The organism is Fusibacter sp. JL298sf-3, from assembly GCF_053842995.1.
This window is the reverse complement of the sequence record NZ_CM132608.1, coordinates 2,607,952-2,634,266: the sequence shown is the minus strand read 5'-3', so window position 1 is coordinate 2,634,266 and position 26,315 is coordinate 2,607,952. Positions and strand designations below refer to the sequence as shown.

Genomic DNA, 26,315 nt, shown 5'->3' with positions numbered 1-26,315 from the left:
CAATGAACTTAAGAAGATTCCAAACAGTTACTTCTACATTTTAACATTTTTCTCATACCTTTCTCAATACCTTTGAAAAAAACTAATTTATCAATTATTGTGATCCCAAGCAGAGGATGTATTTATTGTGCTATTGAAAAGTCCTTAATTTCCCCAAAAAATCTATTGCCAAGCCTACTTTCATAGAGGCTCAATCTGTCTGCTCAGCACTCCGCACAGCTATAACACACCGAAAATAGCGCCTCATTTAGAAGGATGTCCCCTATACAAAACGAGGTGGCATTCTAAACGAATACCACCTCGACTGTTGACTTAAAACCTTTGTACCAAGTTACGCTTCTACCTTAATCTTGACTTTTTCATTTTCCACAACGGCTCTGAGCAAGTTGCCTTCCCTCAAGAGTTTTCGGATATAGAGTTCAGCGATTTCATCTTCAATCAATCGCTGAATGGTTCTTCTAAGTGGTCTCGCACCGTACTTCTCATCAAAGCCCTGTGCGACAATCAGTTCCTTAACCTCTGGACTAATGGACAACTTCATATGCTTTTCAGCCACCTCAGAGTTGACCTCGCCGAGTTGAAGCTCGACAATTTGTCTCAGTTCTTCTCTTCTCAATGACTTAAAGACGATGATATCGTCAATTCTATTGAGAAACTCCGGTTTAAACGCCTCTTTCATCATCGCTTTAACTTGTTCTTCATGTCGGGTAACCGAATCGCTACCAAAGCCGATTCCCGTGCTCTTAAGCTGTGTACCGATGTTGGAGGTCATAATAATCACTGTATTTTCAAAGAAGACCGTACGTCCTTGACCATCTGTCAGTCGACCGTCTTCCAGTATCTGAAGCAACAGGTTGAAGACATCGCCATGTGCCTTTTCCATTTCATCCATTAAAATAACAGAATACGGCTTTCGGCGTACTTTCTCTGTCAGCTGACCGCCTTGTTCGTAACCGACGTATCCCGGAGGGGCACCAATCAACTTGGAAACAGTGTGTTTCTCCATATACTCCGACATGTCGACGCGAATCATCGCGTCCTCAGAGCCAAACAGTTCTTCAGCAAGTGCTCTCGCAAGTTCAGTCTTTCCGACCCCTGTCGGCCCGACGAAAACAAAACTCGCCGGTTTTCTCTTTTTCCTAAAGCCCGATCGACTTCTTCTGATAGCTTTGGAAATCGCTTCAATCGCCGTATCCTGCCCAATGACGCGACCATGAAGACGTTCTTCAAGGGCGAGAAGCTTCGCCGCTTCTTCCTCTGTAATCTTCTGAACGGGAATTTTCGTCCACGCTTCAATTACATAAGCCACATCTTCTACCGTTAACGCTACCTCCTGAGAGGTTTTTTCCAGCGCTTTGATTTTATCAGCAATGCGCAACAGCTCCACTTGAAGGTCTGCAGATCGTTTAAAGTCTTCCATTTCAATGGCTTCTACGCGCTCGGCTTCTAGCTTTTCCGCTTCTTCCTCAAGTGCCTTTAACTCCACGAGCCCGTGGTTCTTAAGGTTGGCTCTCGACCCGGCCTCGTCGATAACATCAATGGCTTTGTCCGGTAGGAAACGGTCTGTAATGTAGCGACTGGACATTTTAACTGCCGCTTCAATAACCGCGTCGTCAATGTGAACTTTGTGGTACGCTTCATAGTAATCCTTAATTCCCTTGAGAATTTCAATGCTGTCTTCGATGTTGGGCTCATCTACCACAACCGGCTGAAAACGTCTTTCCAGCGCCGCATCTTTTTCAATGTGCTTGCGGTATTCTTCTAAAGTCGTCGCACCAATGACCTGAATCTCACCTCTGGCCAGTGCGGGTTTTAAGATATTTGCCGCATTCATGACGCCGCCGTGTACTTCTCCGGCGCCCATGATATTGTGCACTTCGTCAATAACCAAAATCACGTTGCCATGTTTTGTCGCTTCTTGAATAATGGCTTTCATGCGGCCTTCAAACTGCCCTCTAAACTGCGTACCCGCGACAATTGCAGTCATATCGAGCAAATACACTTCTGTGTCGAGCAGCTTCTCGGGAACACTTTTTTCCACAATTCTCACTGCAAGCCCCTCTGCAATGGCCGTTTTACCGACGCCGGGCTCTCCTAGGAGAATCGGGTTGTTCTTATTGCGTCGATTTAAAATTTGAACCACGCGATCGATTTCTCGATGTCGCCCGATAATCCGGTCGACTTCGCCATTTTGAGCTTTTTCAATGAGGTTGCTCCCGTACTTGCTCAGCTGCTTGAAAACGCGCTTCTTCTTACCCATTTTTTGATCCGGTTCCGGCTCTTTGTCCTCATAGAAAGCCGCCTCGTCTTCCAGCACTTCATAGCCTTCATCATCGTAATACACGTCTTCGTCTTCCGACGCCTCGTGTGACGCCTGTTCGGCATCGTAGTTCATCAAGTTCATTAAAGGGTTATCCTCGTCGTGAGAGATGTTGTCGAATAAGTGGTTCATCTGCTTGGACAAGTTGTCCATTTCTTCAGGGGTGAGATTGATTTGGTTCATAATCTCATCCATTACGGGGAACCCCTTCTTCTCCGCGCACTCAAGACATAGGTCGATGTATTCGGTTTTGCCGTTTTCAATTTTTGCCGTTCGCATCATGGCGACGTTTTTTTTACAATTGGAACATTTTTTCATAGTCATCACACTCTCTTTTCTATATCAAATGCGGTTACTTCACCTACATAAGCCTGAATTTTTGCATGGTTTTATTATAGCCTATTTTGTTCAACAGTTCATAGACCAAAGTTTAATTTTTTATGAACATTCCACTTTCTATGCTTTACCCGATAAGCCTTGCGACAAACAATTGGTCACGGTAAAATAAAGAGAGCATCACATTTAGGAGGTTACTATGGAACAACCGGTCACTTTTATTCGTAAGAAGCAAATTGAACGCACAGTAGAGGCGCTCAAAAAACATCAAATGGACGCGGTCTTGCTCCCTTCAAAAACGGCGCTAATCGACTACGTTCAAAATGCCGTAGACGCCAATGCCGTCGTTTCTGTCGGCGGCTCGATGACACTGTTTGAAACAGGTCTTATCGACCATCTCGACAGCGGCCGATATACCTTTTTAAACCGCTACAAACCGGGACTTGACGCAGAAGCCATACGCCGGCTTTACATTCAATCGTTTGACGCAGACGTCTACTTTTCAAGTGCCAACGCCATTACAGAAGACGGCCTTATCTACAACGTCGACGGCAACGGCAACCGCGTCGCCGCCATTACTTATGGCCCTAAGCAGGTCTTTATCATCGCGGGGACCAACAAAATCGTCCCGACACTCGACGATGCCATAAAGCGCAACGAAACTCTCGCGGCACCTGCAAACGCCGTGCGTCTGGGCACTAAGACCCCATGTAAGACCACGGGAAAATGCGAACACTGCAGCAGCCCTGAACGCATCTGCTGCAGTTACAGCGTCATCGGCTATCAACGACAATCCGGCAGAATCAAGGTGCTCTTTGTCGACGAGCCGCTGGGGTTCTAAACGCTTATGAAAAAAGGCAATGCTCTCGTCATACAACGGGCATTGCCTTTGTTTACATCTAAACTAACACTCGTGGTCTTTCATAATATCGGATGCGTACAACACTTGTTGTACCACCGCGACATCCTCTTCCCAATAGAGAACGATGGCCATCGGCCCTGTGACGAGCAAGCACGCTTCATCGGAATCGGTTGTGACGCTCTCGATGTTCTCCGAAATCGCCTTGAAAATCGTCTCTTCTGAAAAGGGCATGGTCGACTGATCTGCTTCTATCCGTACTTTCAATAACTGCTCTGCCATCAGAACCTCCTGTCGATAAACTGTACTTTCATTTTACACATCTTTCAGTCAAATTACAAGACCAGCTTTTTCTTGAGCAATCCATACGAAAAGGTTTTGCACAACACGACGCAGAGCACGAGGAGCACGGCAGGTGCTAGAAAATGAATTTTTGTCGTCACGTAGTGCACACCTGTTACGGCACCACATACAAACATCATGGCAAATGTCGCAGCGAGGTTTTTATTGCCCGTCGTACCGAATGGCGTTGCAAACGGGCAGAACAGGCCGACGACAAACCCCTTTAAAATAAGCAACAGCGGCACCATCACATTGACGACTAAAATCCCCAAGTACCCCGACGGTCCTATTACCAGCATAAACAACACACTGAGAGCCAACATCGTCGGAAAAGCAAACTTGAGATAATACGCTTTAACCGCCGCTCTATAAAACAGCGCCATGTTTTCCACCGGGAGACTCTTATAGATAGAGGCCGCATCGGCATTGCTGCTGAATTTTAGAAAATCAAAGTTTGTGACGAGGAACATCACTGAAAAATAGAGTGCCAAATAATAAGAAGAACCGGACAAACTGGTAAGTGCCGCACCGATGCTCTCGTGAGAACGCGTCATCGAAAACAGCATAATAAACGGGAACAGCATCCCCAGAGCATGGTTTGGATAGACCATTAACTTCAGTCGTCTGTCACGGCTGAGGTTGGCGTCGGTGAACTGCATAAATGCAAACTCCACATGGTCTTTCGAGAGCGCTTTCATCACCGCTTCTTTAAGCGTTCTAATAGGCCCTCTGCGCTTTTCTTTAAGCTGCCCCTCCACACCGAGTTTTGTCAAATACGATTCGTATTTTGGCAAAATCCACGTTTTGAGGACAATACCCAATAGAATTGGAACCACAATGGCCAGTACTGCCATTAGGATAAAGGCAACTTGCGTGTCGCCCTCCACAAGGATTTTAAACAAGCCGGCAAACCACGTCGGTGGCAACAGGTACGACCACCACTTGATGTTAATGGTCAAGTTCATATCCACGAACTCAAACATGCGCGCCAACACTTGGTAGGCGACAACAGTAATTACAGACAATACGATTTGAAACAGGTTCAGGACGTCTTTGAGCTTTTCACCACTGAAAAATTTCAACAGCAAACTGTAGAGAATCGTCGTTAAAAAGACGATGAGGAACGATAAAAAGAACATTGTAATCAGCAAGCTCACTGCGAACATCGGCCCGTGCGCCACGGTTCCCAGAACCAGTGAAATGGCGTTGAGTGCTGCAAACATCGTCATCATATAATACGTAATGTGTACAATTCGCGCCGCGTTCATCGTCTTTGCATCCACGGGTTTCGTCATAATAAGGGTCGAGTCTCTAACGTCGAGCAACACCGACGAAAAATCGGAGACCATGTACATGACGAGGAAAAACAAGTTGATGCCCGCGAGGCTGGCCACTTTGTAGTAAAGATCCAGTGGCATCGGCATCAGCATACCGCTAAAGAGCCCCACAAATCCGAGAACCAAAAGATTCTGCTGCGTACCCGTAAGCTTGCTTTTATTGCCCATGGACTCCTGAAGCGATGTCTTTCGGTCGTCCAGTGTCAATTTAAGCTGTAGTATCGAAACGAACTGCCAAAAGTTAATGCCTGTTTTTTCAATGAGCGGCTTAAAACGCTTGACAATTTTTATGAGCATATAGTCTTTACCAAGCATACATCCCCCTACCTTACTATGACATCCACCATCGATTGGGCGATGGTGTCGTGTTCGTGAAAGCCCGTCAATTGATTGAAGACATCTTGAAGCGACTCGACGTGTCCCTCGGCCTTTAAGGTGTCGAAATGTCCGTCTGCAGCGACGACACCGTCGTTGAGAACGACGATTCGATCGCTGATTTTCTCAACGACTTCCATTATGTGTGACGAGTAAAAAATGGTCTTGCCTTGCTCGGATAATTTTTTGAGCAGCGCTTTAAAAATCATGACGCTGTTGGCGTCGAGGCCGTTAATTGGTTCGTCGAAGAATAGCAACTCGGGGTCGTGTATCAACGCCGCGATAATCATCAGCTTTTGCTTCATCCCTTTGGAATAGGAAACAATCCTCGAATGGAGGGCGTCTTCAATGCCAAAGAGTCTGTAGAGCGCCTCGCCTTTATCTTTGATAACACCTTCTTCGAGGCCGTAAAGCGTTCCGATAAAATTCAAATACTCTTTCCCTGTTAAACTGTCGTACAGGTTGGCGATTTCAGGCACATAGCCAATTCTCGACTTGTATTGAATAGGATCCTCTTTAATGTCTTTGCCAAAGATGTGTACAGAGCCGTCGTATTGGGTAACCATACCTAATATAATCTTGACTGTTGTACTTTTCCCGGCGCCATTTGGTCCAATGTAGCCAATAATCTGTCCAGGCGCGACGTCGAGGTCGACGCCTTTAAGTACCCATTCACCGCCGGCGTCATAGCGCATTTTTAAGTCCTTTATTTCAATAACGTTTTCCATAAATTGTCCCCCTTTGGTTACATACGAGATGTTATGATATAATTATTCTAACACTTTATACGCGCTTATAAATGAAATTTTCATTAAAATACGCTTTACAAATCCTAATTTATGATCAGGAGGCCCTTATGAATACTGCTGCATTTTTAGACATCGACGGTACCTTGTACCGAAACTCACTGATGATTGAGCACTTTAAAAAAATGGTGAAGTACGAAGTTATCGATCCCAGCTTGTGGCATACGAGTTTAAAAGACACCTTCGTCGAATGGCGTAAACGCGTCGGCGAATACGAAGACTACATGCTTGAACTCGTAGAAGTTTACTACGAAGCCTTAAAGGGGCGCAAAGCACAAGACCTGGAGTTTATCTCGAACCAAGTTATCCACCTCAACGGCGACATCGTGTACAAGTACACGCGCAACCGAATCTTATGGCATAAAGCACAAGGTCACAAAGTGTTTTTCATTTCGGGGAGTCCTGATTTTCTCGTCTCCAAGATGGCGTCAAAATACGATATTGACGGCTATCGCGGCACCGGCTACATCTTAGATGAAGACGGGCACTTTACCGGAGAAGTAGCGCCCATGTGGGATTCGGTCAACAAGGACAAGGCCATAGACGGCTTCACGAAAGCGTTTCACATCGACCTTTCGAAAAGCTATGCCTATGGCGATACCAACGGGGATTTATCCATGCTGAGAAAGGTCGGCAACCCTATTGCCATCAATCCCGCTAAGGAGCTTATTCAAAGCATTCAGAGCGACCCCGACCTCGCAGCGCGCGCCACAATTATCATTGAGCGTAAAGATGTCATCTACAAGCTCGATTCCGATGTAACACTACTGGAAGAATCGGACATTGGTGAGTAAGCAACCCTCTAAAAGCATCTGATTTTCAGGTGCTTTTTTTATGTTGAACATACCACTTTTAGTCTGTTGATTCGCTCTTATTGTGGATGGGTCAACCTATGAATCACTTCCACCGTTTCAACAGCACTTGGCATACAAGCAAACCGTAAATCGTCGCCGTTTTTTTCCATAAAGACTATGCCATCACTTGGAAGAAGACCGGTAATAATATACTGCGATGTCCTCGTCGCCTCTATAAGGTAGCTGTCGGGTGACGGCGCATTTTCGTAAACCGGCGTCATCGAACCGCCACCTAACTCAACAACCGTCGTCATAAAGTGTTTGTCTGAGAAAGAACCGTCAGACAGACTTTCGCCCTCCAGCAACATGTTGACAACTAAAAAATCTTCTCCTACAGCCTGTATGTTGTACACATCCCGATACAGCGCCGTCGTGTTAATGGTCTCTAAAAGCGTTCCCGTTTTGTCATTGAAAATTTTAATTAAAGCGTTAGAACGCTCATCTCGTGTTAAAAAAGCCACTCTATCGTCGTAATATCGAACGCCAAGTGCCTTTCCCGTATAAGGCATTGCCCTTTCTGATTTAAAAGGCGTCTGATAGACCAAGTGTCCCTCTTTTATATACAGCTGTGCGTTTACCGCTCTTGTTATTGCACCATACGATGTATAGTGTACATCAACCACATCGCTGTATTCAGTTCGGTTCACCAGATCCAGCTCTACAGTGTCATTATCAACAGCTGTAATTTGAGTGACCCTCTCTTTTCCCGTTTTGGTAAACGCAATCAGTTCATTTTGATTAGAGAGGGTGTAAAGCGTACGCCCCGTCATAGCCACTGTATTGTGGCGCGGGTTCCACTCGACGTCAATGCCCAGGTACTCTGAAACGAAACGCAGCGGGACATAGACCGTTCCTTCCACAGACAGGAGCGGGGCTGAAACGGTTCCATCTACACCATTTAGGCTTGTTGAGCCCGCCATATAGATATGTAAATCGTTTAGAGTGTCTTGTACACGTGCACATTTTTCTCTATTGTTCCAACTGACTGTGTAGTGAAGCTGTTCGCTAAAAGCTCTTAAGGGGATGTAGACACGGTCTTCATGGCTTAGGCAACTTTGCTCCAATGGAAGTACCTTTGTGTTGTAGACAACGCGCACGTCGCTTTCAGAAATGGTGTAACCTACTTTGATACTGCACAGCGCAATAAATGCAATCAAACATACTATTTTCGATACCTTCTTCATCATCATACCTCCTCTATGCAAGCTGTTTTACTCAATTTGAACCATCAATTGCCCCTGCTTTACGGTGACACACGCCCCTTCAGAAAACTTAATTATTTCAGGATCTACAATGGCCGGTTTGTCATGTTCTCTCAATAAAATGGCTAAGTGAGAAAGCAAGCCGCCTCTTTCAAAGATAAAGCCTTCATAATAGGGAAACATAACTGATAAACAAGGATCCGGATAAGGGGCAACCAGTATCTTGCGCCTTGCTGATTTTTCAGCGGGCACGTCCATTTGAAAGTGTCTGCTTTTTAAGATGAACTCGCTTTCCGCAACAATACTTCGTGTTCCCAGGTTACACTTTATCCGCTCAAAAGTTTCGGGCGTTAAAAACTCTAAAACCCCTGAGAAACTGCCTTCAGATAAGACTCTTCTCTCAGCATTTGCACTTGGAAGCATAGTTTTTTCAAGAGTTGCGTCATTAAAATAGGCTTTTTCCGCTGTCGCTTCAAACTCTATCTTTATATTGGGAAATTCTCGATTCATAGAACGAGCCATCTGTTCGACTTCTTTCATCAAATGTACTGGTAGTGCTGCTTTCACTGGTTTATTCAACTCGACTTCAATAAAACGCTTCGTCAGGGGATGCATCTTCCAAATGGAGCGATACGTTAACAAATCACTGAATACCAGCTGCCCACTACCATCTAAAATATACCTAGAAAAATCTAATTTCCCAGAAAGAAAGCCCCCAAAACCACCGGGCATAAACTCTATGTAGACACTATCGTCACCCGAAATACAAACGTTGCCGCAATAATTGGTGGCAGTTACCTGCTGTATACGCACAATATTAATCAGTTTTCCCGAGGCACTGGCGTATTCTCTCAAAGTCTGTTTGAGTTCTTCTCTCGAACGCGTTTTTACCTTATCCGAAAACTCGATTTTAAACACCTCCGTGTCTTCAAACACCTTAAACAGAGCGTCCATATCTAAGTTTTTCTCATTATAGAACAAGTACTTAACCACTGGCAAATGCACACCATGCTTTAAACAAGCAGCACGCAAATCATGCCGTTTATCAAACCATTTCATATACTTGTCATAAAACCCCTCCATCTCTATCGTCTGAAGTGCTTCCCTATCGTCGACGTCAATAATAGAGAAAGTATGTTGCTTTTTTTTCCGTACAACGGCAGTCATGGGTCTCACCTGAAACACACAAATCTCTCCATCGACAACGCCCCACTCCATATCTACATCGTAGTTAAAGTACTTTTGAATACGTGTCATCAAAAAGAATAAGTGCGAGACATACTTTTCAATAAAGGGATCACTATTAACCAGACTCCCCTTTCCATTCAGCTCAAAAGCTTTGGCTTCTAGTCCGTTGACAACGTCGGCTGTGCCATTTGCCGAGTACTCTCCATAACACCCGGTTTTTCCAAGAGGGTGCCTTGAAAAGAGAACACCGCCCAAATCTACCATGACATACTTTTGTATGATGACTGCAATAGGCTGATTTTCAGAGATATTATTGTAATAGGCACTTGCCCACACTTCCAACAGTGCGTCAATCAAAGCCTCTTGGTTGTCAATAGGCCCCTTTGATAAAAACATACCCGCCATACTCGATTGCTCAAGGTCTTCTAAAGGAGACGACGATCTTAGTATAACCGGATAACCTAGCGCATTTGCCTTCTTATACAGTTCATTAATGAAATCCTCCGGCAACACGAACGTCTTAATGCGCTCTCTAAAGCTGGCAATTGTATTGGGCGTGTCTAGCTCTGCCAGCTGTGTAGAAACATTATTGTACGCTACCACTTTCTCAAAAATATCAGTGGAAATCACATAACCTTCGATAGTTTTCACCGATAGATTTTTCAACAAGCATAAATTATAAGCCTTTGCCCCCACTGCTGTTGGTGGAAACTTGTTTTCTTTTAATAAAGGGATTAAAACCATAGCCGCTCCTTATACTATTTTAGAAAGTCATCGCCATTAAATTTCTGACTATAGATAAACACGCCTTTTTTAGGACAACACATATTGATTTTGATTGCAGCTTCTTAAAACGTTTCGTCGATTAATCGTTCAAATCACCCGCTTCTTTACAGTTATTAGTTTATCACAAACATGTTTGTTTGTGGAAAAAATCAATTGAGCTTTTAGCGCAAAGATTTTGAGGATTAGTTATGTGAACAAGGTGAACTTAGCTCAGGTAAAGTTGTAAAGCCGTCATCCGTTCTTTCACCACTTCTACCCACTGGGTTAACCTATACTTTATTGCGCTTTACAGATGTATAGTAATCCTCATTTTATCGGCCAATGGGCTCAACATACAAATTAGATAAAATCTCTTTTGACTTAAGATGTTTGATAACTGGCACTGCCTTCAAGTGCTTGATATACTTCTTGTTTCTCGTCGAATTTTTGTTGACTGGCTCAGTCTATTCTTTTTGTAATAGCCTTAATATGAATAAAATCATCGATGTGTAATGCAATTTTTCTCCGCATACGAAAAGAAATCCACAGAACGACTAGCATTGCCATTTCTATGGATTTTTTATTGAGTTAAGTTGTGAGATTGTATTAATATGCAGTGACTACATACGGTTTTTAAGAATGTAATTCAATCCATGAATGACAGCTTCACTAAGAACTGATGTATAATCCTCAAAATTATCTGAATTAGATACTATTGTATCAAAGACCTCTTTTAACTTGCCATCGATAATTAATGTAAGACCTTCACATTTCTCGTCTGAACCTTCTTTTCCAAATGTATCTTTCATAATTGAGACTCTTGCATAATTAACTCGATAATTTGAGAAAAAGGCTTAATCCTAAGTAACAGCCCCTGCCATGCTTTCAAATTTCAATCTTTTGTTGTTCATTATGCTACTAAGAGTTCCTCATTTCTGTTTACTTTAACTTTTGAAGCGATGGTTCCTGCAACCAACGCAATGCAATTTAACAACGCATGAACAGTTGCTTTCTTGATACCTTTAGACCGGATTGAATTCAAATTTAAAATCGTCTTTAGTCGACCGTTGCAACGTTCAACAGAAGTTCGCTTGTTGTATAGAGTCTTCCATTGATCAGATGATCTTAACGGATATCCGATTTGTCTTGGATTTTCTTTACGATTTATCTTGAGCGTATAACCATAATTGCTTGATGAACACCATGCACTCCCATGTGGACAGTTACATTTCCCCAGTACTTGTGGACATCTAAATTTCATGTAATCGCCGTCAATCCCCCAATAAACGAGTTTGTAACCACCAGAACAGACTGGATGAAACTCATCATCTAACCCTTCTGGGGCGGCGTGACTGCCTCTTGGGTTGTAGGCTATGATTGGAGTAGCTTCAAAGTGATTTATTACTGCATCATAGACAGAATTATAATCATATCCAGAGTCCATCGCATAGAACAATGGTCTAAACAGATCTCTATACTGCTTTAGAAACTCTTCAATCAGTGGAACTGCAATTGTTCCATCATGAACATTCGCTGGTGTTACCATAACTGAAAGTGGTAATTCACTGTATGAATCGCTCAGGATATGAAGTTTCCATCCAAACCAACGAATGTTATTACCGTGAGTATCGCGCTTCATTCCCCAGTTTGGGTTGGTGCCGTCATCTACAATATCTTTCTTTGGTTTTGAGGCTTCGAAAGCATCTACCTTAGTAGAGTCTATTGAAATATGACTACCATCAACAATTCCTAATTCTTTAGCATGAACAACTAAATCACCGAATAGTTTCAGCAACGCATCTGATTCTGACAGCTTATCTGCGAATCTGCTGAAAGTGGCTTCTGATGGTACTTTGGATAACACCTCAAAACCACAGTTATAACGTAACACTGGGTTCTCTTTCAACTGTCTCACCAACTCGCTGGTGGTCGAAATTCTCAGAATTTGCTTAGCAATTAATGCGTAAATCATCGGTGCGACTCTGTAACCTTTTGGACCTCTCAAATGACTCTGTTTAGATAATGCCGCAACCAAAGGTGAGATGTTGATCTGAGCAAGAATTAATTCCAATTTCGTTTCTTGCTGAAAGTTCATAATTTCTTCAAAGGAAAATAGACATGTTTGTCGAATATACATAAGTGGAAACTTCCTCCTTCGTTTGGATTGTGTTTGCTGCCACTTATATAATTCGACGTTTGGGGTGAAGTTTCCTTTTTGTTTCTTTAAAAACTTGTTAAATCAACGGTTATAAATTATGCAATTTTCTCAATTGTAAATGTATCATTATTCGCCATACTCTTATCCTTTCCATTGTTCTCTACATTATATCACATTACTTCGGAGTGCCATATTCCTCTAACCATTCTATCCATGGCTCTGGAAAGTCATATGCACATCCTGGTTTAGATGGGTCAACTATTTTAGGAGCAGTTTTACCCTGATTCAAAGGATTGATACTAATTGACAAATCACCAACATCATCAATAGAAATTCTAAATTGACTTGTATTATCTCCGACGCCACCTTGAACTCAATAGTAAGCGGTAGAGTTTCCAGCCCCCTCAACAACCTGTCCGGCCTTTATCGCATTTGAATCCACCACTTTTGCAGTTGATGCCACTTGTTCACCAACCTCAACTGTGACTGTAACGCGTTTTACATCCGTCGCTAGATTAGCAGCTTCCCCAACGGTTTTTACTGCCTTGTACACCGAAGTCGCACTATCTACGCCTTTTATACCCAATTTGGCACCGGTTCCCATGCCCCCAATATTTTTTTGAAATCTCCCCAAGTTCCAATTAGAACCGTTTTCACCTACATTCCGTTTGATTCTGATGGGCTCTCATGTCATTTAGCAAAACCATCAGTATGCAGTGTAATCTATTTCCTCAAAACCAGAAAAAGTGATGGAACGGCTATGATTGTCAATTCCACCACTTCTTTGTTTACTTTTGTAGTTAGTTAAAAATAGGTTGATTTCTAATTTTACCCTTGAGATAATCTGCAATTTCAGTCTGACCAAATTCTCTTGCATAATCATGAGCATCCATGTTATCAAGGCTTTCACTAGTGTATCTAACTGAAACGTCAATTCCCCTTTCAACTAACTCTTTTACCACATTCATATGTCCGCTGTAAATAGCTCCAAACAGTGGATTTCTTTGTGCAAGACTCGTATCCATTATACTACCATTATCAATCAAATAACGCACTACTTCTAATTGACCAGCTCCAGCTGCAGTTTTTAAAGCATTTGCATCAAAAGTTCCGCCTTTAACATTAACATCTATACCTTTTGAAATAAGGTATTCGATAATTTTCATGTTTCCTCTTTTTACGGCAACATGTAGCCATGTACCAAAAGGGGTCATCTCATTCAAAAGATGCGGATGCTTTTCTAGTAATTGAATAACACTTTCTGTATCGCCTTTTTTTATGCCATTTCTGATTTCCTTAATAATCGCCTTATCTTCCACGTTTTCACTCCTATCTATCTTTGACTTGCAAATTCTCCAAGGTATTGAAGTATCTCAACGATATCATCGTAATCACCACCAGCAGCATCAACAGCTTTTATCTGATTGACTACATTCTCAATTGCTTCGAAACTATGTTGACCTTTCACAGCATTTGGGGCCCATACAAGGTTTTCTACACCAACTATCGGGTCAATTCCATGTTTCCTCAAGATATCTTGACCTTCCTGTACTAACGATTTTTGTGCAGCTCCTGATCCTGTCTTAAAAAGAATATGATGCGCATGAGGATTAACCATATCTACTGGAGGGGCCCCCGCAACTGTTCTCAGATATTTACCAAAGTCAACATTCTTCATCGCTGTTTCAAATGCCTCTGTTGCTCCAACATCACCCATATGCTTGCTAATCTGTTTGATTTCATCAGCACTAAAAGTACCTTTTTGTAGAGCTAATCTCAAATCATTCATTTTAGTTGCATCTACATTACCGGCTACATCAACAATATCATCAACATAACTCTTAGCTAAATCAGTAAGTTTACTCGTCCCCTTAGGTAGAAAACTGCAGTCAGTTAAAACGGTGAGTAGATAATCCACTCACCGTTTTAAGGTTACCCTTTTTTCAAGTCTAAATCACTCTCATCAACACTTAGAAGTTCAAGAAACTCCCCAATATCATTGATAAATTCAACTTCATATTCACTACACTTTTCATCTAGTATGAGTACAATAGCCCCTTTTGTGCCTTTTTTCACCATTTCACTCAAATTTCTTTTTGCATATACAACATCATATTCCTTATACATCAAAACCTCCCTATGCATATTATTTCTTAGTTGGAATTGCAGTTACAAGTCTCACAACATCGTCTTTGGCACTCTTCATCCAAGCAAATGCTACATCAATAACTTTACCATTTGCCCCAGTAACTGAGATAGTTTGATTAAACTTTGTTCCATACTTCGTTACACCTGTTTGAACAGCTTTACTTGGATCAAATACAATTTGCTTTGCTAGCGAATCCATATTATCTTGAGTATAACCTAGTGTATAGACACGATGAAAATTGAAACAATTCATAAACTTTGATATGATAGTCTTTGATGATAAAATATTACTATCGGAGGTTATCCCTATGGCGCGTCCAAAGAAAAATAAAATATTGTTAACAGACATTGAGTTAAAACAACTAAAAGCTCTTCTAAAGAAGAAAAATACAACCCAAACCATCTGCAATCGTTGCCGAATTTTAATTGATCTTGATGAAAACCACTTACCTGCTCTAACATATGAACAATGTGTTCAGCGGCAAAATGTAAGTCGAGCGACTATCGCAAAAATGGTAAAACTATATGCTTCTGGCGGTATTGACTCAGCGCTTGCTACGCACCGAAATATCAATTCTGATAATGCACGCCGCAAAGTAGATGGAAGAGTTGAAGCACATATTATTGAGCTTGCATGTGGTCCCGTTCCAGAAGGTCATAGCCGCTGGACGATCCGTTTATTAGAAGAACATATGAGAATTGAATTTGATGAGTCGATCAGCCGAGAAGCAATCCGAAGATCATTAAAAAAAACAGGCTTCGACCTCACCGCTCCGACTATTGGTGTTTGCCAAGAAAAAGAGATCCCGAATTCATAGCGTGTTTAGAAGATATTCTTGATGTCTATGAACTGCCCTATAATCCAAACCTTCCAGTCGTTTGTATGGATGAGAAACCCTACCAATTACTTGGTGAGGCACGCGATTCATGGGCAATGCGACCTGGCGATCACAAAAAAGTGGATTCTGAATATGTTCGAAAAGGTACTTGTAGTATATTTTCATTTGTGGAACCGCTTGGAGGCAAACACCATGTCAGTGTTAGAACACAACGTACAGCTATAGACTGGGCACAAGAAATCAAATATCTTGTGGATGAATTTTATGCTCATAATGAAAAAATCATTCTTGTCATGGATAATCTCAATACACATAAACCATCGTCATTATATAAAGCGTTTCCACCAGCAGAAGCCAGAAGAATACTAAAGAAACTCGAAATTCACTATACACCAAAACATGGCAGTTGGCTGAATATTGCTGAGATAGAACTTAATGTTATGACCCGACAATGCTTATCACGAAGAATCGAAAATATCGATTTACTTCGCAAAGAACTTTTTGCTTGGGAAAGTAAGAAGAACAACAGCTATGCAAAAATCAACTGGCAGTTTAGAACAAAGGATGCAAGGATAAAACTGGCATCACTTTATCCTGAAATATAGAGAGGACAGGCTAATTATAGTTCATTAATGAACGTGTCTTTACACTAGCAGATTCTCTGTATAGATTTCGGTTCTGGCTTTCTTTGATGAATTCGCCAAGTCGTAACTCTGCGCTCTTGGTACCTTTTCGACTTCCAGCCTTATCTCTTCCAATTAGCCTTCATATGAAGTTTTCTGCCGTCTTTGTTCTCGTCTTGAGAGATTCATAAATACTCACCTCGTTTAATATTCAGTCCTTCATCAAAGTTTCATGACCCTTTGATTACTATGACCTCTGCTGACTTCTCAGGATTCAGTCGTGCATCACTGCACGGGTTGTTCCGTGAAAAAAAATTCTTTTTGGACTTGTTCCTGAGATCTCCCCAGGTAAGAGCGCACTCTTTCATGCCATGTAGCCGCCACATTTACTCTCCAAATTTCGGGTAGTTATTGGAATTCAGTTTGTTTTGCAACCTTATCCATTTGGGAAAGCCTCAAATGTGATTCGTGTACCTCAGCTCGGCAATTTGTCTCCAGCTTCCTTCAGATTCGCAGTCACCCACGACACCCCGGTTGCATAGGTGAGCAGCAGACTTTGTCTGCGACCAACCCTTGCTCTTGGCTAACGGTTGGCACTACCAGCCCCCGTATCGGACTTGAACCGACTAGAGTGCGCCCATGCTGGGCGCACAAAGAAAAGCGATGCTGAAATTTCATCTCACCATCGCAATTAGAGCAAAGCTCATTCTTAATTAAGTGTTAAAACAAACTCCCCTGAGAAGCAAATCATATCTCCTAGTGCTATCTTCTCAGTCGATTCTTCAAACTCAGCTTTAACTTCATTGAGTACACTTCCTAAATCGCAAACTAACATGTCATCTTCTAACACTTCTAAGACTCTACATGTAAATAGTCCATGAGGGGATTTTTCAATATTTTGTACATAACCCTTTTTTCTACTATCGGCAACTCGTATATCATTCCCATAGTTAACATTCAAAGTTGAATTAAGGATAGAACCGACTTCCAGTTTCATAGAAGGATTATCTTCAAAATATACCTCAATAATATCATAACTTTTTGCGGGGTCATGCTCATGGTCTAACATAACAGAACAGTATATTTTTCCAAGTTCCTCAAAGTCCATTAATAGAATCGCTTCATAACCTGTACCATTTATCATTATTTCTTCTACTTTACCAACCACATGTACCTCTCCTTTCATTGATACTATTTTACTTGTTTATTAAAGTATTTTAGATTGCTCGGCATCATAGTCTGTAGTTTACCATCATATGTTATTGCAATAACACCATTCTTAGCATCTGTTGCCAAATAATGATATAATTTTCCACCACCAACATCATTAACTAAACCATTATCAACAACTCTTTGAGCTTGCTTGGTAAAATTCTCAAATCCATCTACTGTGTTAGCGAAGTCACTAGCATCTACACCTAAACGTTTTGCTAATGAAGGTATTCTATCTGGTTGACTTGTCCAATAGTTGTTAAAGTGCTTAATACCTTGATTAGTACCATCTGTAGCAACTCCCCAAAGTTTAGCTGAATCTGTTTTGAGCATTGCCTCAGCAAGTTCTCCAGCCCCCTCAACAACCTGTCCAGCCTTTTTCGCAGAACCGATATCCTGAGCGGCCTTTAGCGTATTTGAATCCACCACTTTTGCAGTTGATGCCACTTGCTCACCAACCTCAACAGTGGCTTTAACGCGCTTTACATCCGTCGCTAGATCAGCAGTTTCCCCAACGGTTTTTGCTGCCTTGTACGCCGAAGTCGCACCATCCACGCCTTTTATACCCAATTTGGCACCGGTTCCCGCACTCCCAATTACCGGAATACAGGCCACCGCTGAAAGCGAAGCGTTTTTAAAATCACCTCGTGCGAGGTAAATTAACGCGTTGGCGCCATCGGCTACCTCACCGATGAGCGGTACCATACCGGCTATGTCGAGCACCGTTTGAACCTTATCAATCGGTTTGCTCTCCTTAAACGATTGCGCAATACCCTTTACAACATTGCCGACAGTTACAGCAGCTTTCTTAGCGTATTTGCCAACAGTAACACCAGCATTTTTCACGTGAGTTACCATATTGGAAGCATGGTGCCGAACACTAGAGGCCATAGAAGCAGACAGCGATTTCAGCTTACTTGAAGCCGATGAAGCCACCGCCGATATTCTCCTCACCGTGTTTTTCATTCCCACAGCTACTTTTGATACTGTTTGTTTCACTTGATTGCCAACGCTTACCGCCGCTTTTTTTGCACCTGCTACCACAGATGTCCCCACACGCTTTACTTGTTGCGCGAGGTCTGAAGCATAATGTTTCACACTTGACGCCAACTTAGCTGAGCTCTTAGCGACTTTGTTACCGGCTACATACGCGGCTTTTACAGCTTTCTTTGCCACGGCCTTTGTTGTCGTAACCACCTTTGATGCCGTTTGCTTCACTTGGTTTCCTATGCTTACAACTGCCTTCTTAGCTCCGGCTACCGCAGATGTTCCCGCACGCTTCACACGCTGCACTAGGTTAGAAGTGTGATGCTTTACACTCGACGCCAGCTTAGCTGAGCTCTGAGCAACTTTGTTACCGGCTACATACGCGGCTTTTACAGCTTTCTTTGCCACGGCCTTTGTTGTCGTAGCTACCTTTGAAGCCGTTTGCTTCACTTGGTTTCCGACGCTTACCACTGCCTTCTTAGCTCCAGCTACCACAGATGTTCCCGCACGCTTCACGCGCCGCACTAGGTTAGAAGTGTGATGCTTTACACTCGACGCCAGCTTAGCTGAGCTCTGAGCAACCTTGTTACCAGCCACATACGCGGCTTTTACAGCTTTCTTTGCCACGGCCTTTGTTGTCGTAACCACCTTTGATGCCGTGCGCTTTACTTGGTTACCAACGCTTACAACCGCTTTTTTCGAGCGATTCACCCACGTTGTTCCGACACTTTTAACGCGCCTCACCATGTTAGATGTATGCTGTTTGACACTGGCTGCCATTTTTGCAGAAGTTCGCACTGCCTTTTGTGCAACAGAAGCGCCTGCAGCAACGGTTCTCTTAACGGCAACCTTCGCCTTTGAAGCAACTTTGGCCGCCGTATTCTTAACTTGGCGACTGACACTCGTAACGGTTTTCTTAGCTTGACCGCTCCACTTCACCGCAGCTGTACGCGTTTGCCTTACTGCCGTGGATGCCCGCCGTTTGAAAGACGATACCGTAGACGCTGTCGACTTCGCAATTTTCTTTGCAACTGTAGCCGTTGTTCTTGAAACCTTTCGAACGGTTTTAGTTGTTACTGATTTCACAGTGCTGACAGCTTTCTTTGCACTGTTTTTAACTTGATTTCCTACAGATACTGTTGCCTTTGCAACTGCCTTTGTCGAGGCAACTGCTTTTTGTCTAACAGAACTGGCAGCCTTTTTAAGTCCACCTGAAACTTTTGAAAAAAATCCACCTGAGGCTTTTTTCCGCGACGTCGGTTTCGATGGTGTAGGTTTCGACGCAGCCGCTTTCGTATACGTTGATCTTGAAGATGTCGGCTTTGAATACGTTGATTTCGAGAATGCCGACCTCGAAGATGCCGACCTCGAAAACGACGACCTCGAAGACGATGACCTCGAAGATGATGACCTCGAAGACGATGACCTCGAAGATGATGACCTCGAAGATGATGACCTCGAAGACGATGACCTCGAAGACGATGACCTTGAAGACGACGCTCTTGAAGATGACGCTCTTGAATACGTCGAGTACCGATAACTGCTTGATATTCTTGCCATAGACAAATACTCCTTTAAGATAATTTATATAAAGCCTTTTGAGGCAATATACCTTGCAGTGCTGTCTATTTCAAGCGCTTGTTACTTAAACTTGCCCAATGAAGAATACCCAGATGACCGATGAACATCAAACATATCTTCAAGCACAAAACTTCCGTTGATAAATAAATTTACTCGCCATCCTTTTTGGGCGTATTGCCCGCCAATCTCAGCAATGGGAAGCGCTGACCATAAATGAAACTCAGATACAGTTTCGTCTTCTAAAAAGATGGGGTGTTCATCGACTTGTAACACATCGCCAAATGGTGAAAACCAAACAATTGTTGCATTATGTAGACCGACAATATCGGTGAACTCAAATTTGACGCAAACCTCCTGATCAAACATTAAGTTGAAAATCTTCTTGCTTCCGTTTAACGCTTCGTTTGTGATTTTGTTGTACATAAAATACTGTTCAACATGCACACTCGAATCTTCAGAGTTGTAAAGCCGTTGGTTCTGTTCATCAATAAGTACAAGTGACCACAACTTATCGGCGTCATCAACGGAAAACAGTCCGGCTTCGGGATCTACCAATTCATAGGCGTCGTTGACCCAAAATCTATACAGATGTTCTCCAGGCCCCACCTCAAAAGTGTAGACCCATTCATTCCCCTCTAATGTCATTCGTCCACGCCCGGGGTCGTAATCATTAAAGCTCCCAATGACCGACAGCGTTTTAATTTCAAAATATTCCGTATTTTCATAACGTAGTGTAATGGCCATAATGCCTCCTTTTTTTCTCTATTTAGTTTTAAAAGTATGTATCTAGTGAAGGGGACACACTTTAGATTGATAAAAAATAATAAAATCTATATTTCACAAAAATATGAAATTATTCAATTTTATTTGATTTTTAAATATAATTGTAGTTTAAACGATATTGTATTCTTTGCACAATAGTTCTGTAGACCTATTTGAAGTCATCTAAACTAAACAATAAGGCGGCTAAAGATTCAATCTATACGAAACACTATAATAATAGTTCCTAGAAGTAATTATTTTTCTTTTTATTGACAATTCATCTTAATAAAATTAAACTAGACTATGGGCTCAAAAATACATATTAGCGTTGTACACTGAGCTACTACTATACTCTATGGAGGTTTCAATGAAACAGTACAAAGTTCTTATGACAGCTATGGTTTTAGTTCTCCTATGCCTGTCAACACCACTATTTGCATCCGAGACGCCTCCGGTTGCAGCTGGTTCAGACTACACAGTTGAAGTTGTCAGCAAGCTCACTGGAAAAATCCCGGAAAGCGAAATTGTTTGGGATCAAGAAGCAGAGATGTGGCTGTTGTTTTTACCCATGAAAAAAAACATCCAGCTTTCGGCAAAAGACGGCGAGGGTACGCCGGTATCAATTGATTTTTCTAATTTTGCCCCTAAAAGCATCCGCATCGATGAAAAAAATGCCACGCTCTACAGTTACCCTACTGAATATCCCTATGAGGTAATAGCGATTACAGGCTATTTCAATGGTGAAGTCCCATTTAAAGTGGTCTTTTTTGAACATGCACTGGTAAAAATGCCTTTAACAAAAACTCAATCGGATGAGGTCGTAAGAGTCAACATGGGATTTGACCGCTACGGTAGACACACAGAGACAGCTTTAGTCAACAGCGTGTTGTATTTCCCAATCGCAAAAGATGAAAAAAGTGATTGTCACTTTCTCGTACAAAAGAAACTGCCGCGCCCTTCTGAGAAAGCCTTTTACACCGACATTCAGAAGATTAAGCGCAGCACCATGAGTCAAAAAGGGATTATCTCCCTTCAGAGTACGTCGTTTCTAGAGACGGTCAATACCTATACAGTGACGTTCTCTAACCCAAGTTACCTGTCTCGAACAGACCTCTATCTCGACTTTTATGAACTGGATCATAGCGGGTATACGTTAATAGGCATCTACCCGACAAGACGTATTGTCAATGGCAAAATCGAATTTCCACTTCCAGCTTTCTCAAATGTTAGAAATCGTGCTAACCTCTGCGTTGCGGACTTGAAGAAGTTAATAAATATCCACTCAGAACGCTTCGCCTATGCCCAAGGCTACACAAAACACTTTAAAGTCAATACCGAAGAGAAAGACCTCACGGAACACAGTGTATTTAAAGACGACAACACCTTTGACCCCCAAAATACTTCTCAAGATTACTACGTGGAAGTCCCTATGATTAGAGAATACTTTGCCGATTTGGGTAAGGTGCACTATGCGCCAGTCGATGCAAGCGTTACGCTTATGTACCCAAAAATCCCCGCAAAAGAAATTACTAAAATTGTCGTCGATTTTTACACAGAAATATCTTTTCAAAACATCTACATGACGAAAACATACCGTGACGTTGAAGACGGCGCACTTGAAATACACTTCGACCCACCAGCTGACCCGACCTACATTCAAGCGACAGTACATCTTAAGGGCGGCGACACGTATAGCACTTCAATAATCGAACTGACTTCTGAAAACAGCTAACCCACTGGTTATAAAAATGATAACGATGGAATAGAACGTATCAATGTTACTTTGGGAGATATCCCTCACATTATTATATTATTAAGGAGACTTATTATGAAAAGACTAACCGCCTGTGCACTCGCAACATTCTTAGCAACTGCAAGTATCTCTACACCAAACTACGCGACAAACACGTCACCAGCCAGCGTGGTTGCCCCTGTGGAAAACAAAATATTTGAAATTTTAGCCCTTGATACCGAAACGGACTTTACGACCCTCACTTTCTTAAACGGGTCCTATAAAAGTACCTTTGAAGAAGAAACGCACCTCATGTTGCTTTACAGCGAAGACTACTGGTCGTTGAAAAACCTTGAAAATACGCCGGTCTCTGGATTCCCTGAAGGCGTCTACCTTAAAGATGGCGTCGTCACATTAAACCCAACCGACAACACCTTGGTTTTCCATAAAGCTTTGGAAGGATTAGAACCCGCAAGAACTTATTTTTACACATTTGCTTACCTTCAGCAAAATGAAGATTGGGATTTTATCTGGCACTATGCGCTGCCATTGCAAGTTGCAATGACCCAACCCCATATGTTTTTTACAGATGTTGCCGTTGGAGAATCTCAATCGACACTACGTATTCACCACAACGCCTACGAAAACAGTTCAATAGAGAAAATAGAAGTTTTTGTCGGTGATACATTTAATCTTGAAAATGCGACTTCTTTTGAATTGGCTACACCTTCAGAAAACAATACTTCTATCGCAACTATTGACATGGTCGGCAATCCTACCTACGTAAAAGCTGTACTCTACACTACAGACGGACAAAAAATTATAAGTGATATTTACGAACTGTTCAAACCGGCTCAATAACCGCGATGACGCATACGCATCTCACCACTTAAAACAATTTTACACCCACGACACATCAGGCCGTCTTTAAACTCAACATCAATTGAACAAAAAACAAACAAACCAGCCGCCACGGCTGGTTTTGTCAATTAAGAACCCTATCTAACGCTTGTACACATCCGGTCTCAGATGCTTCAGCAATGGCAGCTGAGTACGAATGCGATCGACCTCGTTAAAATCGATGGTGCCCATTAGAAACCCTTCTTCTTCGTTAAGACCGCCTACCACATCGCCCCAAGGGTTTACCACAATAGAATGGGCATACGAAATATAGCTGGCCTCTTCGTCACGGGCAGGGGCACAACCCACTGTAAAGACTTGATTGTCCACAGAACGCGCCCTAAACAAGAGCTCCCAGTGAACAGGTCCGGTTGTCATATTAAATGAAGCCGGGTAAATTAAAAGCCGTGCACCTTTATTGACCATCTGACGTGCAAGCTCTGGAAACCGAATATCGTAACACAGCGCCACACCTATTTTTCCAAATGCCGTATCGAACACCGTCGCTTTTTTACCTGCGGTCAAGGCGTCAGACTCCTTAAAATACTGGCCGTTGCTGATGTCGATATCAAACATATGGATTTTCCGATGCTTTGCAATCTGCTCGCCTTCGGGATCAAAAATATAACTGGTGTTGTAAAGCGCTTTCCCATCGAGTTCGGGAATAGACCCTCCGATTAAGTATATGCCATTTGCCCGTGCCGTATGGGACATTTCGAGCCAAGTCATCTCCCCTTCGCGTTCCGCATAATCGGCAAATCGCTCTGTATCGTAAGGACAGTTAAACATCTCCGGCAAAACCACCATTTGAGCCCCTCTCGAAGCCAACTTGGCGACGTTGTCCATCGCTTTTCTAACATTGATTTCCTTATCCGCCGTTACTTGCATTTGAATAACAGCCAGTTTCATCATGTTTTCCATACACTTACCTCTCGACAATTTCCTTTAAAATACCTGTGAGCTCCCGTATCATAGCCTCTGTTAGCAAACCGCGCTCTATATGATCGGTTCCCGAAAACACCGCATGTGCGCGAAGCGGCATCTTTAGATTTCGAAAGACCCAGTCCAGTGTCGACGCCACGCCGTAGAATTGATGTTCATAGGCTTTTGCACCGCCAAAACTCACAATATAAGCGCCTTTTTGTGATTCATCTGGACAGAGTGGGAATACCTGCTTGTGTGCAAATCCCGTCATAAAAATCATCTGTGTTCGATCGATGAGCACTTTGAGGCGACTTGGTACGCCGTTAAAGTACACCGGCGTCAAAACCACCAAATGCTGCGCCGCTTTAAGTTTAGCGTACACGTGGTTCATATCGTCGTCAATAACACACTTGCCACAGTGTTCTTCACAATAGGGGCAATCCAAACAGTGTTCCAATCTTAGGGTTCTTATAGTTAAGGTCTCGACGGTTTTACCCGAAGCTTCCAATTGGTTTTTCATCCACTCTGCGGCGCGTTCAGAAAAACCACCGCGTTTATGGCTGCCTATCAGCAGCAAGACATCATGCACCTGTAAAATCCACCACCTCATCTATTGCATCGCATAGCGCTTTGTTGCCACATATTACATTATACCCTTTCTCACCCTCCTTGGCAAAGAAAGCGCCACCGGCTTCCGTTACCACAAGCCACGCCGCCGCAATATCCCACTTGCCCAGCTTAAGCTCCCAAAAACCATCCAGAATCCCTGCGCCGACGAGACAAATATCGTATGCTGCCGCCCCCATGCGCCGAATGCCTTTCACAAGAGGAACCATTGTCTCGATGTTCTTAGAGTTGTTGTTCACCGCAGTTGCACGGTCGTAGGGGAACCCTGTGGCGAGTACCGATTCAGAAAGTATTGTCCTCTGGGATACGTGTAATCTGCTGCCGTTTAAGTACGATCCCTTCCCCTTTTCTGCAACAAAGAGCTCGTCGAGCATAGGCACGTATACCACGCCGAACACAGGATGATGGCCGTGAAAACGTGCGATGGAAACAGCAAATACAGGCAGACCGACAGAAAAGTTCGTCGTTCCGTCAAGGGGGTCGATAATCCAAGTGTACGCTCCCGAGCGATCACAGTACCCTTGTTCTTCAGATAAAATATTATCTTCTGGGAACAAACTTTTTAACTTCTTGACAATCTTTTGGTCACAGGCAATATCCACCTCTGTCACCATGTCAATGGCCGTACTCTTGGTTTCCACCTTTAGGTTATCGGTTCGAAAATACGTTTTTTGATAAGCGCCTACCGCTTTGGCCAATTCAACGATCGGCACGTATTGGCTGCTAATTGGCATTTTACACCTCACTTTTTAACAATTTGTAAAATTAAATTTTGACGGTTTAAACCCATTTCATAGGGTAACTATATTACTGAAATCGAGGCAACTTTATAGAATACTTTGGAGGTAGAAATGAGATCTAATATCACGATGGGGGGCAACCCAATCAAATTACTTGGCAACGAAATCAAAGTCGGCGATAGTGCACCAGACTTTAGAGCCGTTAAAGAAGATATGTCGGAATTTAAGTTTTCAGAACTGGAAACGCCAATTAAAATCATCAGCGTCGTCCCTTCTGTCGACACGCGCGTATGCGAATTTCAAACCATACGTTTCAATGAAGAAGCGACTAAGCGTCCGGACGTCACCGTCCTCACCATCAGTGTCGACTTGCCATTTGCACAAAAACGTTTTTGCGCAGCCAACGGCATTGAAAATGCCATCGTCGTCTCTGACTACCAAACATTAGACTTCGGCGAAAAATATGGCTTCGCCATTGAAGGCTTACGACTCCTCGCAAGAGGCATTGTCGTCGTAGACGGCGACAACAAAGTTCGCTACGTCGAATACGTGAACGAAGTCGGTTCACACCCTGATTACGATAAAGTCCTCGAATTTGTCGAGACCTTATAAAAACTTTTTTTCCCATTTTCCCCATTTACCTGACCCTTGCCAATTGGCAAGGGTCAATTTTTGTTCAATAAGTAGCGCTGAGAGAG

27 protein-coding genes are annotated in these 26,315 nt (G+C 42.8%); 8 read left to right on the top strand and 19 right to left on the bottom strand.

The annotated features are described in order from the left end of the window. Nucleotides 1-331: 331 nt before the first annotated feature. Complete coding sequence (locus ACR6HW_RS12430; RefSeq protein WP_455728047.1) at nt 332-2,638, bottom strand: ATP-dependent Clp protease ATP-binding subunit; 2,307 nt, start codon at nt 2,636-2,638, stop codon at nt 332-334. Nucleotides 2,639-2,855: 217 nt separating this feature from the next. Here ACR6HW_RS12430 and ACR6HW_RS12425 point away from each other — a divergent pair, with 217 nt between their 5' ends. Next, the gene (locus ACR6HW_RS12425; protein ID WP_455728046.1) at nt 2,856-3,497 is read left to right on the top strand and encodes a lactate utilization protein; all 642 of its coding nucleotides are present in this window, start codon (nt 2,856-2,858) and stop codon (nt 3,495-3,497) included. Between the two features lie 63 nt (nt 3,498-3,560). Here the strand turns inward: ACR6HW_RS12425 and ACR6HW_RS12420 are convergent, their stop codons facing one another. Genes ACR6HW_RS12420 through ACR6HW_RS12410 form a run of 3 tightly spaced genes read right to left on the bottom strand, consistent with a single transcriptional unit; the run spans nt 3,561 to nt 6,297 of the window. Next, entirely contained in the window at nt 3,561-3,797 is a 237-nt protein-coding gene (locus tag ACR6HW_RS12420) for a hypothetical protein (protein WP_455728045.1), read from the bottom strand. A gap of 53 nt (nt 3,798-3,850) precedes the next feature. Continuing rightward, nucleotides 3,851-5,509: a hypothetical protein gene (locus ACR6HW_RS12415; protein ID WP_455728044.1), complete on the bottom strand. Its 1,659-nt coding sequence runs from the start codon at nt 5,507-5,509 to the stop codon at nt 3,851-3,853. A gap of 8 nt (nt 5,510-5,517) precedes the next feature. Further along, nucleotides 5,518-6,297: an ABC transporter ATP-binding protein gene (locus ACR6HW_RS12410; protein ID WP_455728043.1), complete on the bottom strand. Its 780-nt coding sequence runs from the start codon at nt 6,295-6,297 to the stop codon at nt 5,518-5,520. Nucleotides 6,298-6,425: 128 nt separating this feature from the next. Between ACR6HW_RS12410 and ACR6HW_RS12405 the strand changes: the two genes are divergently transcribed. Further along, the gene (locus ACR6HW_RS12405; protein ID WP_455728042.1) at nt 6,426-7,169 is read left to right on the top strand and encodes an HAD-IB family hydrolase; all 744 of its coding nucleotides are present in this window, start codon (nt 6,426-6,428) and stop codon (nt 7,167-7,169) included. Between the two features lie 77 nt (nt 7,170-7,246). On the opposite strand, the gene ACR6HW_RS12400 is transcribed toward ACR6HW_RS12405, so the two are convergent. From ACR6HW_RS12400 to ACR6HW_RS12360, 9 genes are all read right to left on the bottom strand, one after another. Further along, the gene (locus ACR6HW_RS12400) at nt 7,247-8,413 is read right to left on the bottom strand and encodes a copper amine oxidase N-terminal domain-containing protein (protein WP_455728041.1); all 1,167 of its coding nucleotides are present in this window, start codon (nt 8,411-8,413) and stop codon (nt 7,247-7,249) included. 27 nt (nt 8,414-8,440) lie between these two features. Further along, nucleotides 8,441-10,363, bottom strand: coding sequence for a PEP/pyruvate-binding domain-containing protein (locus ACR6HW_RS12395; protein ID WP_455728040.1), 1,923 nt, complete (start codon nt 10,361-10,363; stop codon nt 8,441-8,443). Between the two features lie 641 nt (nt 10,364-11,004). After that, nucleotides 11,005-11,193, bottom strand: coding sequence for a hypothetical protein (locus tag ACR6HW_RS12390; RefSeq protein ID WP_455728039.1), 189 nt, complete (start codon nt 11,191-11,193; stop codon nt 11,005-11,007). Nucleotides 11,194-11,294: 101 nt separating this feature from the next. Continuing rightward, the gene (locus ACR6HW_RS12385; RefSeq protein ID WP_455727774.1) at nt 11,295-12,521 is read right to left on the bottom strand and encodes a transposase; all 1,227 of its coding nucleotides are present in this window, start codon (nt 12,519-12,521) and stop codon (nt 11,295-11,297) included. A gap of 394 nt (nt 12,522-12,915) precedes the next feature. Further along, the gene (locus ACR6HW_RS12380) at nt 12,916-13,176 is read right to left on the bottom strand and encodes a hypothetical protein (RefSeq protein WP_455728038.1); all 261 of its coding nucleotides are present in this window, start codon (nt 13,174-13,176) and stop codon (nt 12,916-12,918) included. Between the two features lie 166 nt (nt 13,177-13,342). Next, on the bottom strand, nt 13,343-13,861 hold the full coding sequence (locus ACR6HW_RS12375) for an ankyrin repeat domain-containing protein (protein WP_455728037.1): 519 nt from the start codon (nt 13,859-13,861) through the stop codon (nt 13,343-13,345). 14 nt (nt 13,862-13,875) lie between these two features. Beyond that, a complete protein-coding gene (locus ACR6HW_RS12370) occupies nt 13,876-14,460 on the bottom strand; it encodes a hypothetical protein (RefSeq protein WP_455728036.1) in 585 nt (194 codons plus the stop codon). 14 nt (nt 14,461-14,474) lie between these two features. Beyond that, the gene (locus tag ACR6HW_RS12365; RefSeq protein WP_455728035.1) at nt 14,475-14,669 is read right to left on the bottom strand and encodes a DUF4926 domain-containing protein; all 195 of its coding nucleotides are present in this window, start codon (nt 14,667-14,669) and stop codon (nt 14,475-14,477) included. A 19-nt stretch (nt 14,670-14,688) separates the two neighbouring features. Beyond that, nucleotides 14,689-14,943 carry a DUF6883 domain-containing protein gene (locus ACR6HW_RS12360; protein WP_455728034.1) on the bottom strand — a complete coding sequence of 85 codons (255 nt, stop codon included), beginning with the start codon at nt 14,941-14,943 and terminating at the stop codon, nt 14,689-14,691. Nucleotides 14,944-14,953: 10 nt separating this feature from the next. Between ACR6HW_RS12360 and ACR6HW_RS12355 the strand changes: the two genes are divergently transcribed. Both ACR6HW_RS12355 and ACR6HW_RS12350 read left to right on the top strand, forming a co-directional pair. After that, nucleotides 14,954-15,508, top strand: coding sequence for a helix-turn-helix domain-containing protein (locus ACR6HW_RS12355; protein ID WP_455728033.1), 555 nt, complete (start codon nt 14,954-14,956; stop codon nt 15,506-15,508). Further along, on the top strand, nt 15,478-16,134 hold the full coding sequence (locus ACR6HW_RS12350) for an IS630 family transposase (RefSeq protein ID WP_455728032.1): 657 nt from the start codon (nt 15,478-15,480) through the stop codon (nt 16,132-16,134). Before ACR6HW_RS12355 ends, ACR6HW_RS12350 begins: the two co-directional genes overlap by 31 nt. Before the next feature lie 727 nt (nt 16,135-16,861). Here ACR6HW_RS12350 and ACR6HW_RS12345 read toward each other — a convergent pair. Beyond that, entirely contained in the window at nt 16,862-17,320 is a 459-nt protein-coding gene (locus ACR6HW_RS12345) for a hypothetical protein (protein WP_455728031.1), read from the bottom strand. 23 nt (nt 17,321-17,343) lie between these two features. Continuing rightward, the gene (locus tag ACR6HW_RS12340; protein WP_455728030.1) at nt 17,344-19,437 is read right to left on the bottom strand and encodes a hypothetical protein; all 2,094 of its coding nucleotides are present in this window, start codon (nt 19,435-19,437) and stop codon (nt 17,344-17,346) included. A gap of 227 nt (nt 19,438-19,664) precedes the next feature. Between ACR6HW_RS12340 and ACR6HW_RS12335 the strand changes: the two genes are divergently transcribed. Beyond that, nucleotides 19,665-19,913, top strand: coding sequence for a hypothetical protein (locus ACR6HW_RS12335; protein ID WP_455728029.1), 249 nt, complete (start codon nt 19,665-19,667; stop codon nt 19,911-19,913). Between the two features lie 79 nt (nt 19,914-19,992). Here ACR6HW_RS12335 and ACR6HW_RS12330 read toward each other — a convergent pair whose 3' ends face one another. Next, nucleotides 19,993-20,676, bottom strand: a complete 684-nt coding sequence (locus ACR6HW_RS12330) for an early set domain-containing protein (RefSeq protein ID WP_455728028.1) — start codon at nt 20,674-20,676, stop codon at nt 19,993-19,995. A 385-nt stretch (nt 20,677-21,061) separates the two neighbouring features. On the opposite strand from ACR6HW_RS12330, the gene ACR6HW_RS12325 reads away from it, so the two are divergent. Both ACR6HW_RS12325 and ACR6HW_RS12320 read left to right on the top strand, forming a co-directional pair. Next, nucleotides 21,062-22,426 carry a hypothetical protein gene (locus ACR6HW_RS12325; RefSeq protein WP_455728027.1) on the top strand — a complete coding sequence of 455 codons (1,365 nt, stop codon included), beginning with the start codon at nt 21,062-21,064 and terminating at the stop codon, nt 22,424-22,426. A 96-nt stretch (nt 22,427-22,522) separates the two neighbouring features. Then, nucleotides 22,523-23,287 (top strand): hypothetical protein, encoded by a 765-nt coding sequence (locus tag ACR6HW_RS12320; RefSeq protein WP_455728026.1) that lies wholly within the window; start codon nt 22,523-22,525, stop codon nt 23,285-23,287. Between the two features lie 141 nt (nt 23,288-23,428). Here ACR6HW_RS12320 and ACR6HW_RS12315 read toward each other — a convergent pair whose 3' ends face one another. Genes ACR6HW_RS12315 through ACR6HW_RS12305 form a run of 3 tightly spaced genes read right to left on the bottom strand, consistent with a single transcriptional unit; the run spans nt 23,429 to nt 25,611 of the window. Beyond that, nucleotides 23,429-24,247 (bottom strand): carbon-nitrogen hydrolase family protein, encoded by an 819-nt coding sequence (locus ACR6HW_RS12315; RefSeq protein WP_455728025.1) that lies wholly within the window; start codon nt 24,245-24,247, stop codon nt 23,429-23,431. A 4-nt stretch (nt 24,248-24,251) separates the two neighbouring features. Beyond that, nucleotides 24,252-24,839, bottom strand: coding sequence for a flavodoxin family protein (locus ACR6HW_RS12310; protein WP_455728024.1), 588 nt, complete (start codon nt 24,837-24,839; stop codon nt 24,252-24,254). Beyond that, nucleotides 24,832-25,611 (bottom strand): inositol monophosphatase family protein, encoded by a 780-nt coding sequence (locus ACR6HW_RS12305; RefSeq protein WP_455728023.1) that lies wholly within the window; start codon nt 25,609-25,611, stop codon nt 24,832-24,834. The genes ACR6HW_RS12310 and ACR6HW_RS12305 overlap by 8 nt, the downstream gene beginning before the upstream one ends. Before the next feature lie 117 nt (nt 25,612-25,728). On the opposite strand from ACR6HW_RS12305, the gene tpx reads away from it, so the two are divergent. Continuing rightward, the gene (tpx, locus tag ACR6HW_RS12300) at nt 25,729-26,229 is read left to right on the top strand and encodes a thiol peroxidase (RefSeq protein WP_455728022.1); all 501 of its coding nucleotides are present in this window, start codon (nt 25,729-25,731) and stop codon (nt 26,227-26,229) included. Nucleotides 26,230-26,315: the final 86 nt, after the last annotated feature.